General features: G+C 52.9%; 15 protein-coding genes and 1 pseudogene. 4 read left to right on the forward strand and 12 right to left on the reverse strand.

All coding sequences use genetic code 11. The features are described from left to right. Window positions 1-59 precede the first annotated feature (59 nt). From fliQ to J1779_RS12205, 3 genes are all read left to right on the forward strand, one after another. Window positions 60-329, forward strand: coding sequence for a flagellar biosynthesis protein FliQ (gene fliQ / locus J1779_RS12195; protein WP_056769862.1), 270 nt, complete (start codon window positions 60-62; stop codon window positions 327-329). A 3-nt stretch (window positions 330-332) separates the two neighbouring features. Continuing rightward, window positions 333-1,121: a flagellar biosynthetic protein FliR gene (gene fliR, locus J1779_RS12200; protein WP_056769860.1), complete on the forward strand. Its 789-nt coding sequence runs from the start codon at window positions 333-335 to the stop codon at window positions 1,119-1,121. 138 nt (window positions 1,122-1,259) lie between these two features. Beyond that, complete coding sequence (locus J1779_RS12205) at window positions 1,260-1,673, forward strand: hypothetical protein (RefSeq protein ID WP_217203878.1); 414 nt, start codon at window positions 1,260-1,262, stop codon at window positions 1,671-1,673. A 74-nt stretch (window positions 1,674-1,747) separates the two neighbouring features. Here J1779_RS12205 and J1779_RS12210 read toward each other — a convergent pair whose 3' ends face one another. The 11 genes and pseudogenes from J1779_RS12210 to nfsA all read right to left on the reverse strand — a co-directional run bounded on the left by J1779_RS12210 (window position 1,748) and on the right by nfsA (window position 12,904). After that, a complete protein-coding gene (locus tag J1779_RS12210; RefSeq protein ID WP_217203879.1) occupies window positions 1,748-2,554 on the reverse strand; it encodes a histidine phosphatase family protein in 807 nt (268 codons plus the stop codon). Window positions 2,555-2,580: 26 nt separating this feature from the next. Next, entirely contained in the window at window positions 2,581-3,876 is a 1,296-nt protein-coding gene (locus J1779_RS12215) for an OprD family outer membrane porin (RefSeq protein ID WP_217203880.1), read from the reverse strand. 349 nt (window positions 3,877-4,225) lie between these two features. Continuing rightward, a pseudogene (gene rlmC / locus J1779_RS12220) lies at window positions 4,226-5,383 on the reverse strand (23S rRNA (uracil(747)-C(5))-methyltransferase RlmC); the annotation flags it as partial. A gap of 70 nt (window positions 5,384-5,453) precedes the next feature. Then, on the reverse strand, window positions 5,454-5,912 hold the full coding sequence (locus J1779_RS12225) for a YbjO family protein (protein WP_056769846.1): 459 nt from the start codon (window positions 5,910-5,912) through the stop codon (window positions 5,454-5,456). A gap of 73 nt (window positions 5,913-5,985) precedes the next feature. Continuing rightward, a complete protein-coding gene (potI, locus tag J1779_RS12230; protein WP_217203882.1) occupies window positions 5,986-6,831 on the reverse strand; it encodes a putrescine ABC transporter permease PotI in 846 nt (281 codons plus the stop codon). Further along, entirely contained in the window at window positions 6,828-7,781 is a 954-nt protein-coding gene (gene potH / locus J1779_RS12235; RefSeq protein WP_217203883.1) for a putrescine ABC transporter permease PotH, read from the reverse strand. Before potH ends, potI begins: the two co-directional genes overlap by 4 nt. A 12-nt stretch (window positions 7,782-7,793) precedes the next feature. Continuing rightward, window positions 7,794-8,927 carry a putrescine ABC transporter ATP-binding subunit PotG gene (gene potG, locus J1779_RS12240; protein WP_056769838.1) on the reverse strand — a complete coding sequence of 378 codons (1,134 nt, stop codon included), beginning with the start codon at window positions 8,925-8,927 and terminating at the stop codon, window positions 7,794-7,796. Window positions 8,928-9,093: 166 nt separating this feature from the next. After that, on the reverse strand, window positions 9,094-10,203 hold the full coding sequence (potF, locus tag J1779_RS12245) for a spermidine/putrescine ABC transporter substrate-binding protein PotF (protein ID WP_122095037.1): 1,110 nt from the start codon (window positions 10,201-10,203) through the stop codon (window positions 9,094-9,096). 428 nt (window positions 10,204-10,631) lie between these two features. After that, the gene (locus tag J1779_RS12250) at window positions 10,632-11,117 is read right to left on the reverse strand and encodes a YbjN domain-containing protein (RefSeq protein ID WP_056769832.1); all 486 of its coding nucleotides are present in this window, start codon (window positions 11,115-11,117) and stop codon (window positions 10,632-10,634) included. A gap of 143 nt (window positions 11,118-11,260) precedes the next feature. Further along, window positions 11,261-12,163 (reverse strand): 30S ribosomal protein S6--L-glutamate ligase, encoded by a 903-nt coding sequence (gene rimK, locus J1779_RS12255; protein WP_217203884.1) that lies wholly within the window; start codon window positions 12,161-12,163, stop codon window positions 11,261-11,263. Between the two features lie 18 nt (window positions 12,164-12,181). Next, complete coding sequence (gene nfsA, locus J1779_RS12260) at window positions 12,182-12,904, reverse strand: oxygen-insensitive NADPH nitroreductase (protein WP_217203885.1); 723 nt, start codon at window positions 12,902-12,904, stop codon at window positions 12,182-12,184. 281 nt (window positions 12,905-13,185) lie between these two features. On the opposite strand from nfsA, the gene J1779_RS12265 reads away from it, so the two are divergent. Then, window positions 13,186-13,452: a GrxA family glutaredoxin gene (locus tag J1779_RS12265; protein ID WP_056769821.1), complete on the forward strand. Its 267-nt coding sequence runs from the start codon at window positions 13,186-13,188 to the stop codon at window positions 13,450-13,452. 99 nt (window positions 13,453-13,551) lie between these two features. Here the strand turns inward: J1779_RS12265 and ybjM are convergent, their stop codons facing one another. Beyond that, the gene (gene ybjM, locus J1779_RS12270; RefSeq protein ID WP_183847361.1) at window positions 13,552-13,923 is read right to left on the reverse strand and encodes an inner membrane protein YbjM; all 372 of its coding nucleotides are present in this window, start codon (window positions 13,921-13,923) and stop codon (window positions 13,552-13,554) included. Window positions 13,924-13,926 lie beyond the last annotated feature (3 nt).

The raw sequence follows: 13,926 nt of genomic DNA on the forward strand, positions 1-13,926 counted from the left end.
CCGGCGGACAAAATGACACGTAAGCCCGCCCACGCAGGTTCACATTTAAAGAGAGATTTATGACTCCTGAATCGGTAATGGCGATTGGCAATGAAGCGATGAAAGTCGCACTTGCGGTCGCTGCCCCGCTGCTGCTGGCTGCGCTGGTCACCGGTCTTATCGTCAGCCTGTTGCAGGCGGCGACGCAAATCAACGAACAAACGCTGTCCTTCATTCCGAAGATCCTGGCGGTGGTAGCGACCATCGTCATCGCGGGTCCGTGGATGCTCAATCTGCTGCTTGATTACATGCGCACGCTGTTTTCCAGCCTGCCGTACATCATCGGTTAACCTATGGTTTCTTTCGACAGCACCCAGTTAGCCGGATGGCTGAGCATGTATTTCTGGCCGATGCTGCGCATTCTGGCGCTGATCAGCACCGCGCCGATCACCAGCGAAAAACAGGTGCCAAAAAAGGTTAAAATTGGCCTCGCGGCGATGATCACCTTTCTGATCGCCCCGGCACTGCCGGTTGTCGACACCCCGATTTTCTCCACCCCTGCGCTGTGGCTGACCATGCAGCAAATTATGATTGGTACCGCGCTCGGCCTGACCATGCAGCTGGCGTTCGCCGCGATCCGCATGGCCGGTGAAATCATGGGCCTGCAAATGGGCATCTCCTTCGCCACGTTCTACGACCCCAGCAACCGCCTGAACTCTCCGCTGCTGGCACAATTTCTCAACCTGCTGGCGGTGCTGCTGTTTCTGAGTTTCAACGGTCATCTGTGGCTGATTTCCCTGCTCGCCGACAGTTTCCACACCTTGCCGATAAGCCCCAATCCGGTGAATGCTCAGGGATTCATGGCCGTTGCTCAGGCGGGCAGCATCGTGTTCAGCGGCGGCCTGATGCTCGCCCTGCCAATTGTCACCCTGCTGCTGACCCTCAACATGGCGCTCGGCATACTCAACCGCGTGGCACCGCAGCTTTCCGTTTTCGTCATCGGTTTCCCGCTGACACTCAGCATCGGTATTCTCTCCATCGGTATGATGATGCCGCTGCTTGCGCCATTCAGTGAGCATTTGTTCAGTGAAGTGTTCGATAAACTGGTGTTAGTCATGAACCAGCTGGCGACCGGACGTTAATATGTATTTCGCGATGTCCGCGGGTGCTGAGGGTGTATTTATAAAGATTTGCAGCGTATATTCATGTGCCGGGTCATTTCGTGCCCATGGCTTACTTATTTAATTAAGATAAAAAGAAAATACAGGGATCAATTTTCTATGACGACTGAAATGGAAAATGACTTCACCTCAACGAATAAAGCCCTGCATTTTTACCGTGATGATGAGATGGACACGCTTAAGCTCCGTAAATTTTTAACGTCTCTGAATGCCAGTATTAAAATGCCGCTCCTCAGAGCAGAAGACGTATTATTTTACTTTGATGATACGGTGTTTGGCAGTGGCGATCGCGGCGTTGTTATTACCCGGAATGAAATGATTTGTGACTTAGGAAAAGCATACAAATGTTTCCGTCTTGAATTAAGCGATATAAAAGCCCTGTCGATAAGCGGCAGCCTGAATAAGACCATTAAAATTTTGACGCATCATTCAGCACAGCATAAGTTTACCCTGACTCAGTCCAATAAAGGCGCTGAAAAACTTTTCTATGTGTTGAACACGCTGATACCATAATCGAAATAAACGCAACAGAGTCCTCCCTGTTGCGCTTATTTTATCTGACGTTACATCATGCAAACTGTTTCAACCTAATTCCCTTTCCCTTTCTCCACATAATGCATGTCCCCGATTTTACCGACCGTAAACTTACCGTCTTTATACGTGATCACCGTGACGCTGGCGTTCTGTAATGGCGCACGCAGGTTTTCTTCAGGCGTCATCCCTTCGAGCATCGCCAGAATGGCCATGCCGTGAGAGACGATCAGCACATTGCCGCCGCCCTGTGCGCTGACTTTGCGGGCGATATCTGTCAGTGCGGCCTGCATACGCTGATGGACCTGCGCCGCGTTTTCGGTGGTGTGCGACAGATCAACCTCAGCCAGCGTATTCATCATGGTTTTCAGCGTCACCTGACCGTTATTCAGCGCCTGCGTCAGGGCAGCGAAATCTTTATAGCCGAGTTTTTTCGCCACCGGCTCCCACATCAGTAATTCATGTTCCCCTTCAAACGGGCCGAAGAAGGTTTCGCGCAGGCGCTGATCTTCGCTGACCGGCAGGGGTTGCCCGGCTGAGGCTAAGGCAATTTTTGCCGTCTGGCGCGCACGGCCAGCATCACTGGAAAAGGCAGCGGCAAAGTGAATGTCTTTCAGGCCACGGCCAAGTTGCTCTGCCACTTCCACCCCGGCGGAGGTCAGCGGCGTGTCTGACCAGCCCTGCGCCCGGTGCGCGGCGTTGAACAAGGTTTTACCATGACGGGTAACGTAAAAAGTCACTTCTCCCTTTTCACCGGCGGCCTGAACCTCAGGCGTCGCCGCCGACACCGTTACGCTGCTCAGGAACAGCGGCAGGCTGAAAGCCAGTAAAGAGAACAGCGTTTTCGTTAAGCTATTTTTCATAACAGCATCCTTATCGTTGAGGTTAATTAAAAGATTTTAAATTTGTAGTCCAGACGGAATTCCGCCGCAAAACTGTCAGTATTTTTAATATTGCCGTGGTGATCGACAATCGGGGCGGTGCCTTTATGTTCATACGTCCGGCCAGGGCCAATCAGGACGAAGAGAGACAAATCTTTCAGCTTTTTCGATGCCGGTTTCCAGACGGAATACAGGTTGAATTCCCCCTCCTGCACCGATTGCCCCTGATAATCGAAGAAACCGTAGTGGGTATTAATGCCGACTAACACCTCCCGAGTGAGCTTGTAACCGACGTCCAGCGACAGCACTTTTTCTTCGTCACGCATGTAATCGAGCCCCGCAGTGGTCATCGAGTTAAAGGTGCCGCGTGAATTTTTGCTCATGTGCCTCGGATACATGCCGATACCGCCGTCTTTGTTGGCGTCGGTATACGCCAGCCCGCCTTTGGTGACCCAGCCGTTGTGTTTCCAGGTCACATCGGTGGCGTAGTGATTCGCACGGGTGTCGAAATCTTTTTTGCTGTTCGCCATGCTGTTCCATTTATCCAGCCCTTCGGTCATGTATATCTGCACGCCATAAGACAGCGCTTTATTTTGTGTTATTTTCAGCTCGAGGCCATTTCTGCGCAGATAATCTTCACTCTCGCCATAGAAATACAGCGCGGTCAGATTGTCGGTTTTGACCTGAATATCACCGGTATAAATGGCGTTTATCGACTTTGAATCGCTGGTCTGAAAATCCACTTTATCCGGTGAGTCACGGTTTGATGACCGGGTGACGTAACCCAGACGTAACCGGTAGGCGTCGTAGGTAATATCCCCGCTCCAGCCCTGATACGTATTAGGCGCGGCACGCATCGATGTGGTTAATACGCCAAGTTTAAGCAGTTTCCAGCCGCCGTAGAGATTGGCATCCACTCCGCCTTCAGATAATTTTGCCTTGCCATAAATCTGACCGAGTTTATTGAAACCTTTCGCCTTACCTTCGTCGTTATACAAAATACCTCTCGACGCGAAATTATCGGCGGCGGCGAGTTTGATTACGCCATAATAAGACGCATCGACACCGATAATGTCGGAGAGATATCCCGACGTGTAATCCAGTGACAGCCCCTGCCCCCATGCCGAGTGAACGTAGCGTTTATCCGTTTCGCCTTCATTCAGGTATTTCCAGATATTGTGCGTACCGAATTCCAGCGAACTTTTTTTGATAAAATCCGTTTCTGCAATATCGTCGATCCCGGCACATGCCAGTGCGGGAACACAGAGAAGCCCCAATGCCAGTGCCCGTGCGTGCTTTTCCATAGCCTGTTTTTCCATTGCGTCATAACCCGAGGTAGAGTGATTTTTCTGGGTGCATTTATGACAGGCAAAAAAAAACCTGAACAGAAATCCCCCGAGGCGCGCGAGATTTCAGTTCAGGTTTTGCCTGCTGATGCAGTAACAATCCGGAGGCAAACATAGCGGGTTTACGAATCTAAAAACATGAAGACAATCCGCTTTTACGGATTAAAAAAAGGATTTGTGAACTCAGTCATGATTATTCCCCCCGCGTTAAATCAATAACCTCTCTGCCGGTAGCACGGAAGTAACCGATATATTTACACGTTTTTTTACCAGGGGCCGGGAATAACACCTGACGCTGTCAGGTTAATTACCGCGAAGCGTCATGACGAATTAATAACGCCATCACTTCATAGTGCGCGGTGTGCGGGAACATGTCGAAAAGCTGGACGCGCGCGATGCGGTATTCCGGCAGCAGCGCCAGATCTTTCGCCATCGTCTGCGCGTTGCAGCTGGAGTAAAGCACGGTGGAGGGCGCCATGCGGCTCAGATAATCACACAAGGTTTTACCGATACCGCGACGCGGCGGGTTCACCAGCACCAGATCGGGCACCTCGCCCTTTCCGGTGGCGAAACCGGTGGAATCGAGCGCCTGAAACTCAACGTTTTGCAGCCCCAGCCGCGCCGCCGATTCTTTCGCGCAGGAAATGGCTTCAGCACTGATTTCAATACCGGTCAGTTTCATCTGCGGCGTCGCGCAGTGCAGACCGAAACCGCCCACACCGCAGAATAAATCCCACATGCTGGCGATGTTACCGCACTCGCGCACCCAGTCGCGTGCCGTGGCATAGAGTTTTTCAGCCACCTGCGGATTGGTCTGGAAGAAACTTTGCGGGCGGATAAACAGCGGCACCTGGTTGAAATCCTCTTCCAGCCGCTGAACGTCGGTCAGCGCAATTTCCGTGTCGCCTTCGAGAATAGCCATGTGCACCGGCTGAAGATTGGCAGATATCACTTTCAGCTGCGGCAATTGCTGTTGCAGCCACGGCAGTGCGGCCCGCAGTTGCGCCAGTTTGGTGTCCGAGCGCAGAACAAAACGCAGCATCATGCCGCCGTCTTTCTGGCTTTCTGTCAGTAACAGGAATTTCAGTTCGCCGCGCTTAAGGGCGACGTTATACGGCGTCAGCCCGGCGCGGGCGATAAAGGTTTTGAGAACGGAAAATACCGCCGGAAAACTGGCCGGATAGAGGGGGCAATCGCATAAATCGACCGGCGTGCCGTCGCGGTGCAGCATGCCAAGCAACGGGCGTTCAACGCTGCCGCTGACCACCATTTTGGCTTTATTTCGAAAAGCGCGCTCTTCTCCGGTCACCGGTTCACACCATTCGCCCACCGGCAGCCCGCTCAGCAGATCGTGCAGATCTTGCTGTTTATCAGCCAGCTGGCGGGAATAGGGTTTGTCGAGCCACTGGCAGGAACGGCAGGTTCCTGCGGTGTAGAGTGCGCAATGCATGAAAGAAGTCCGGTCATCAGATGCTGAAAAAAACTGGCGCGCAGTGTACCACCACGCGGCCCGAAAGGCTCACTGGCAGCCGGACTTATTTATTTTCAGCCTTACGTCTGGAAAAGTAGCGCCGGCTGCTGGCAGGCAGAAAGAGCAACAACAGGATCGCCATATCGGGGATTTTTTGCTCCAGCAGCGCTAACAAGAATTCGCCCTGCGTTTCAACGTTAAAACGAAAGATACGTGGCCCGAACCAGTCAAATGACGCCAGCAACATATAGCTGACCACGATGGCCTGACAGCCGATAAACGCCCAGCGCCCCCAGCGGCGTGCACGCATCATGGCGTAAGCGGCACGGCATTCCACCAGAATAATCACCAGGCTGGCGAGCATGATGAAGCAATTGAGCCAGGATTCGGCGCTGACTTCGATAAAACTCATCAGCCCTGAAAAACCCATGGCATCGAGTAACAGAATGAATTCCAGGCAGCGCGTCGCCACAATGGCCGACGCGCCTATCATTACCGGAACGGGGATAAAAGAGAGTCTCATACTTCCTTGTTGTTTCCTTTTCTTATGGTATTCAACTGCTAATCCCCTGAATCATGGGTGTTGCGTCAAGGCGTTAACCTCGCGCAGCGCGCTGGATCTCCTTCACTCTTTGCTTTTCAGCCCGCGACATAAACCACCAGGCAACCATGCCGATGATGCCAACCACCAGCAGGATCAGCGTCGCCAGTGCGTTGATTTCAGGGTTGACGCCCATGCGCACGCTGGCAAAGACCAGCATCGGCAAGGTGGTCGCGCCCGGCCCGGCGACGAAACTGGCGATCACCAGATCGTCGAGCGACAGCGTAAACGCCAGCAGCCAGCCGGAAATCAGCGCCGGAAGGATCATCGGCAAGGTGATGATGAAAAACACCTTCAGCGGCGTTGCTCCTAAATCCATCGCGGCCTCTTCGATTGAGCGGTCCAGCTCGCGCAAGCGCGCAGACACCACCACGGCGACGTAAGCGCTACAAAACGTCACGTGCGCCAGCCAGATGGTGAACATGCCGCGCTCGGCGGGCCAGCCAAAGGCGTGCCCCATCGCCACAAACAGCAGCAGCAGCGCCAGCCCGGTGATCACATCCGGCATAACCAGCGGTGCGGTCAGCATAAAAGCAAAGCCGGTCGAACCGCGAAAACGCCTGAAACGCACCATCACCACCGCCGCCAGTGTGCCGACAATCACCGCCATGGTGGCCGCTGCCGTGGCAATCGTCAGGCTCATGCCCACGGCGTTGATCATCGCGGTGTCATGGAAAAGCTGAGTATACCAGCGGGTAGACCAGCCCGCCCAGACCGTCACGAGCTTGGAGCTGTTGAACGAGTAAATAACCAGCATCAGCATCGGTGCGTACAAAAACGTAAAGCCGATGATCAGAATAAGAATTCGCCACGGCGAACGGACAACCGGTAACTTATTCATTCTTTGTCTCCCAGCTCTTTGTTTTGATATTTGTGGAACCACAGGATCGGCATGATCAGCAGTAACAGCATGATCACCGCCACCGCAGAGGCCACCGGCCAGTCGCGGTTATTAAAGAATTCCTGCCACAAAATGCGGCCGATCATGATGCTGTCCGGCCCGCCAAGCAGTTCAGGGATCACGTACTCACCGACCGCCGGGATAAACACCAACATCGAACCGGCAATAATCCCGCCTTTGGTCAGCGGCATGATCACTTTAAAGAAGGTTTTCAGCGGACGCGCCCCCAGATCCAGCGACGCTTCCACCAGCGAATAATCCATGCGGGTCAGCGCCGTGTAAATCGGCAACACCATAAACGGCAGATAGGAATACACAATGCCGATGTACACCGCCAGATTGGTGTGCAGGATCACCAGCGGCTGATCGATAACGTGCAGCCACATCAGCACATTGTTCAGCACGCCGTTGTCTTTCAGAATGCCCATCCAGGCATACACGCGGATCAGGAACGACGTCCATGAGGGCAGGATCACCAGCAACAGCAGAATGTTGCGCGTCGAGACTTTACTGTGCGCCACCGCCCACGCCAGCGGGTAGCCAATCACCAGACATAGCGCCGTGGACACCGCCGCGACCTGAATGGATTGCAGATAAGCTTCGATATACAGCGGATCGTCGGTAAGCGAAATGTAATTGCCGATGTTGAGCGCGATATCCAGCATACCGTCCGAAAAGGTCACCAGATCGGTATAAGGCGGAATGGCGCGCGCCATTTCGGCAAAACTGATTTTAAAGACAATCAGAAACGGCAGTAAAAACAGCAGCAGGAACCACACCAGCGGCAGCAGGATCACCAGCTTGCGGCCATGACGTTGTTGCAGACGGCCCATCAGCGCGTTAAAGCCACCCGGAGGTTTACTGACCGGTTGTTCAGAGATTAAAGACATATTCAGCCCCTCTTAAACGGTCAGCACGACGCAGCTGTCGGCTTCCCAGCACAGGCGCACTTCATCGCCCCAGGTTGGCATGCCTTTGCGGAAACGGTGGCCGTTCTGCAACTGCGCGGTAATCATCTGTCCGCTGTGTAATCTGACGTGATAAATCGACAGATCCCCCAGATACGCGATGTTCACCACTTCACCGACCGCAAAGTTGCTGCCATCTTCCGGCACCTCTTCACAGAGCATGATTTTTTCAGGACGCAGCGCCACATACACTGGCACGCCGTCGGTCACCGACACATCCACGTCCACTTTCAGCGGATGCACCAGCCCCGGAGAGGTCAGGATCAACGCATCGTCCAGACGCTCTTTGAGTACGCCTTCGAACACGTTGACCGAGCCGATAAACTCCGCGCTGAAACGGCTGGTCGGATGCTCATAAATCTCTTCCGGCTCGCCGATTTGCACGAACTTACCGCGGTTCATGATGGCGATTCGCCCGGCCATGGTCATGGCTTCTTCCTGATCGTGCGTCACCATGACGCAGGTCGCACCCACGCGCTCAAGAATATCCACCACTTCCAGCTGCATCCGGTCGCGCAATTTTTTATCCAGCGCGCCCATCGGTTCATCGAGCAGCAATAATTTCGGACGTTTCGCCAGGCTGCGGGCCAGTGCCACGCGCTGACGCTGACCGCCGGAAAGCTGATGCGGCTTACGTTTGGCGAATTCCTGCATGTGCACCAGCGTCAGCATTTCTGCCACACGGCTTTTGATTTCCGCCGAGGGTAATTTGTCCTGCTTGAGCCCGAACGCAATGTTTTGTTCCACGGTCATGTGCGGGAACAATGCGTACGACTGGAACATCATGTTGATCGGTCGCTGATAAGGCGGCACCTGCGAGAGATCCACGCCATCCAGGACAATCTGCCCCTGCGTCGGCTGCTCGAAACCGGCCAGCATGCGCAGCAGCGTCGATTTGCCACAGCCGGATGCGCCCAGCAGAGCAAAAATCTCGCCTTTGTAGATGGTCAGACTGACATCATCCACAGCGGCCTGGCCGTCAAAAGACTTGGTTAAATTGCGGATCTCCAGTAAAGGCGTGAAACCTTTCTGGGACTTAGGCTGCGGGCGGGGAATAGCGTCGTTCACTCAGAGAAATCTCCGGTATCAGGTTAAAGCAGATTCAAATAAGCATAACAGTCAGGGGAAAAAGTGCCTGACCGCTACGCTCAAAATAGGGCCGGAAGCAAAACGTCAGCGGCCCCGCCATGAACAGGCGGAGCCGCTGAGAAGTCTTCCTGACTTTTAAACGGTATTATTTGCCCGTCTTAACCTTTGTCCATGATCTTGTGATCACGCGGTCAATCTTCGGATCCTGAACTTTCAGGCTGAAGAGTTTGGCCTGCACATCCGCTGGCGGATAAATGCCTGGGTTATTACGCACATCTTCGTTGACCAGCGGCGTGGCTGCTTTGTTGCCACTCGCGTAATACACGGTGTTACTGATTTGCGCGATGACTTTCGGCTCCATCAGGTAGTTGAGGAACTGATAGGCTTCGTCGAGATTTTTCGCATCCGCAGGGATTGCAAACACGTCGAAGAAGGCCAGCGCCCCCTCTTTCGGAATGCTGTACGCCACGTTCACGCCATTTTTAGCCTCTTTCGCGCGGTTAGACGCCTGCATCACATCGCCAGCCCAGCCAATCGCCACACAAATGTCGCCGTTCGCCAGATCGTTAATGTATTGAGAAGAGTGGAAATAACGGATGTTAGGACGCAATTTCAGCAACAGATCGTTCGCCGCACCGGTGTAATCAGAGGCTTTGGTGCTGTTCGGATCCAGATGCAGGTAATTGAGCACCGTGGCATAAATTTCTGCCGGGGCGTCTAAGAAGGAGACACCGCAGCTTTTCAGCTTCTCTAAGTTTTCTGGTTTGAGCACCAGATCCCAGCTGTCCACCGGCGCATCTTTACCCAGCACCGCTTTCACTTTTTCGACGTTATAACCGATACCGGTGGTCGCCCACAGGTAAGGAATCGCGTACTTGTTACCCGGATCGTGTTGCGCGACCATTTTCAACAAGTCTGGATCGAGGTTTTTATAGTTAGGCAGTTTGCTTTTATCCAGCGGCTGGAACACGCCCGCGGTCAGCTGGCGCTCAAGGAAACTGGCTGAAGGCACCACTAAATCAAAACCGGTGCTGCCTGCCATCAGTTTGCCTTCCAGCACTTCGTTGGAATCAAAGACGTCGTAAACCACTTTGATGCCGGTTTCCTTCTGGAAATCAGGCACGGTGTTTGGCGCGATATAATCGGACCAGTTATAGATATGCAGCGTTTTCTCTTCCGCAGACGCTGTGACGGACGCGGCCATTACCAGACCGGCGACAACACCCGATAACCACTTTTTACGCAGGGTGAACATCCGTTACTACCTCCAAGCCAGGGGAATATGTCATTGAATTTGCATCACTGAAATGGATACAAAACCCTTCACTACCAAGCCAACTGCCGGGCACGAAAATATGCATAGGCATTCAATGTTGGCGAATACGCTGCCTGCGAATTAACCGTTTGGTTTTACGACGTAATCACGCTTGATGCAGAGTCAGAAGCATAGCGCCTGCAACCCGCGTGTACCAGCCTCCTGAGACAAAACCGGCGTTTATCGATTAATTATGCAAATTTGATGTACAGCGTCTGGCATTTTAGCCATTAACAAAGTGAAATATAGGGCAACATCGGGTAAACAGCAGCATAACTTATCGCGAAAGCGAATAAAGGCAGCGGAGCCGTGGTTGTTACGGCTCGCAGGAAAGGATCTTTAAAGGAGAGAAAAAATTAAAAAAGGGATCAGTGCAGTAACGGCAGATTGACCGACGTGGCAGGTGCGCCGTCTTCTTCTTCATCACCGATAAACAGCAAGTCATTGGCATGAGCTTCGAGAATGATCATCGACATTTGCTCTTCTGCCTGTTGCAGGAAGAAGGAGAACTGCTCATGGGTCACGCCTACTGCTATTGTCAGCGACTGACAAACAATCAGCTTCGGTAAATTATCGTCCTGAATATCCACGAAGGCTTTGATGGTCAGCGAGCTGGCATTGATCGAGCTTAAATCAGCCACCAACGGGATCAGCGCCGTCGGCTTCACTTCGGCCAGCGCCGAGAACAAAATCACGTTGTCCACAATGTCGAGCTTGGCATCAAAAATGCCATCGAAATTCTGCATATGCGGCAGATGGAGAGCCTGACAGGAATCACACTCGAAAAAAGAAATGCCCAGCTGATCAAGCCAGCGCCGCAACAGCGCTAAATCAGGGACGATGAGCGAATCCATAGAATGCCTCACGAGTTCAACAACGAAAATAACCCCTTCCGTAATGCGCAGGGCCTTACGAAGGGGCGATAGCTTACGGAATTATGCCGGCCAGCGCTACGATCAAAACCGCCTTGATCAACATTAGGCCGATCAATTGAGAATTAGCCGCCGGATTTTAAGCGAAAACCCGGTTTCGCACGCTGTTCGATGTAATCGATCATCATCCCGGCGATGTCCAGACCGGTGGTCGTCTCGATACCTTCAAGCCCCGGTGATGCGTTGACTTCCATCACCAGCGGCCCGCGATGTGCCCGCAGAATATCTACCCCGGCGATATCCAGCCCCAGCGTCTGCGCGGCTTTCACCGCAATGTCTTTCTCCTGCGGGGTAATTTTGACTTTTTTCGCCGTGCCGCCGCGATGAAGATTAGAACGGAAATCACCCGATTTGGCCTGACGCTCAATGGCCGCGACCACGCGCTTTCCCACGACCAGACAACGAATGTCCCGCCCTTCTGCTTCGCGAATATATTCTTGCACCAGAATATGCGCATTCAGCCCGCGAAACGCGTCAATCACGCTTTCTGCTGCCTGACGGGTTTCCGCCAGCACCACGCCGATCCCCTGCGTGCCTTCCACCAGTTTCACCACCAGCGGCGCACCGCCGACCAGCGCGATGAGATCTGAGGTGTCGTCCGGCGCATTGGCAAAGCCGGTGATCGGCAGATCAATGCCTTCGCGCGCGAGGATCTGCATTGATCGCAATTTGTCGCGCGCGCGGGTGATCGCCACCGATTCATTGAGCGGAAAACTGCCGAGCATTTCAAACTGACGCAGCACGGCGGTGCCGTAGAAGGTGATCGCCGAGCCGATGCGCGGGATCACGGCCTGGTAAATATCGAGCTGCCGTCCGCGATAATGCACGCTGGGCGCGGCGGGATTAATGTTCATATAACAAGACAAAGGATCGATGATGTCGATCTCATGCCCCCTGCTCTGCGCCGCTTCCCGCAGACGTTTGCACGAATACAAAGACCCGTCACGGGAAAGAATAGCAATCTTCATCCGACACTCCGTCGCCGTTTAGCGCGTTGCCCAACCTTGCTTATGCAATGCGTCCAGCATAAACGGACGCTGTTCCTTTTTCAGGGTACGAACGATCAAATCACTCCAGGTATCACGGCGTGCATTGCTGTCACGCTGCAAATAATACTGACTCAGCGCTTCGTCATATTCCGCCAGCACCTCTTTGTCCAGCGGCTGATAGCTGTTTTCATGCACCAGCATTGACTGCGGCATACGTGGCTTCACCTGATGATCCTGCGCCGGTGTACCGATGCAAAAACCAAACAGCGGCATGACAAATTTAGGCAGTTTCAGCAGCGCCACAACATCTTCAACCTGATTACGAATGCCGCCGATAAACACGCCGCCCAGCCCAAGTGACTCAGCCGCCGTCATCGCATTTTGCGCCATCAGCGCGGTATCCACACACCCCAGCAGCAGTTGCTCGGCAAGGCCCAGCTCAGCCTGCGGATTGATTTGCTGGTTACGGTTGAAATCAGCGCAGAACACCCAAAATTCAGCGGCGCTGGCAACGTATTTCTGACCTCCGGTATAGCCCACCAGCTTTTCACGCAGTACCGGATCGGTGATACGAATAATTGAAGAGCACTGCAAAAAGCTGGATGTCGATGCGCCCTGTGCCGCCGCAATGATGGCTTTACGCTGTTCATCTGACACAGGCTGATCGGTAAAAGCACGGATGGAACGGTGGGAACGCAGGAGATCGATAGTCGGTGTCATGAAAAATCCTTGGACTAAAAAATAAAATACATCAGCGCTCAATGATTGATGCTGCGCACGCCCTTTGCAAGTCTGGCGGCATCAATTGCTTTAACAATGTGCTGTCGTAAAAAATGGCTTTCTGTTCATTTGGATAGGTCAAAGGTATCGGACTGACAGGTAATTCCTGCTTTTTTTTATGGTTTGCAACAGGCATAGTAGCGACATCAAAAAGGTGATGTAGTTAACAAAACGAATCGTTTCCTTTTCATTCATTTTTAAAATCAAACAAAGGAGTCTCCATGTTTGCAGTAATTTTCGGGCGTCCTGGCTGTCCTTATTGTGTCCGTGCAAAAGAGTTGGCTGAAAAACTGACTGAAGAACGTGATGATTTCAACTTCCGCTACATCGATATCCATGCAGAAGGCATCACCAAAGCCGATCTGGAAAAAACTGTCGGCAAACCGGTTGAAACGGTTCCACAGATCTTCCTCGACCAGCAACACATTGGCGGCTTCACTGATTTTGAAGCTTATGCGAAAGAGCATCTGGCATTGTTCAGCAACTGATCCGGCGTTATCAGACGATCAGTCAAAAAAAATAAGATGACACACAGCATAAAGGCGCTCACTGAGCGCCTTTTCTTTTGGCTTTTACTTACCGCCAGCTCAGGAATGTCTGAACTGGCGGTAAGCCGTCATCAGCAAATGGATCAGCATCGCACCCAGCACGCACCAGAAAATGGCGCTGGTGGCATAAGCCAGCTCCTGCACCGGCGGGCGTATGCGGGGGAAGAACGCCCAGCGCAGCAGAAAACATAAAGGTATAGAAGTCAGTCCGCCGACAAAAGACGAGAATATCGGCGACTCCCTGGCGATCATTGCCGTTAACATGCCGGGCAGCAAAAATAAAAGCAGGCCGTATTCAGGACCAGGCCCGGTGTTTCTGACCACGACCCAGCTATTTTTTAAAGAAATAAAAATCACGATAAAACAGAGACAACACAGAACCGGGGCTCTGACCTTGCGCCAAAGTGCCATTTT

It is taken from the genome of Rahnella rivi, from assembly GCF_019049655.1.
Classification (GTDB): Bacteria; Pseudomonadota; Gammaproteobacteria; order Enterobacterales; family Enterobacteriaceae; genus Rahnella; species Rahnella rivi.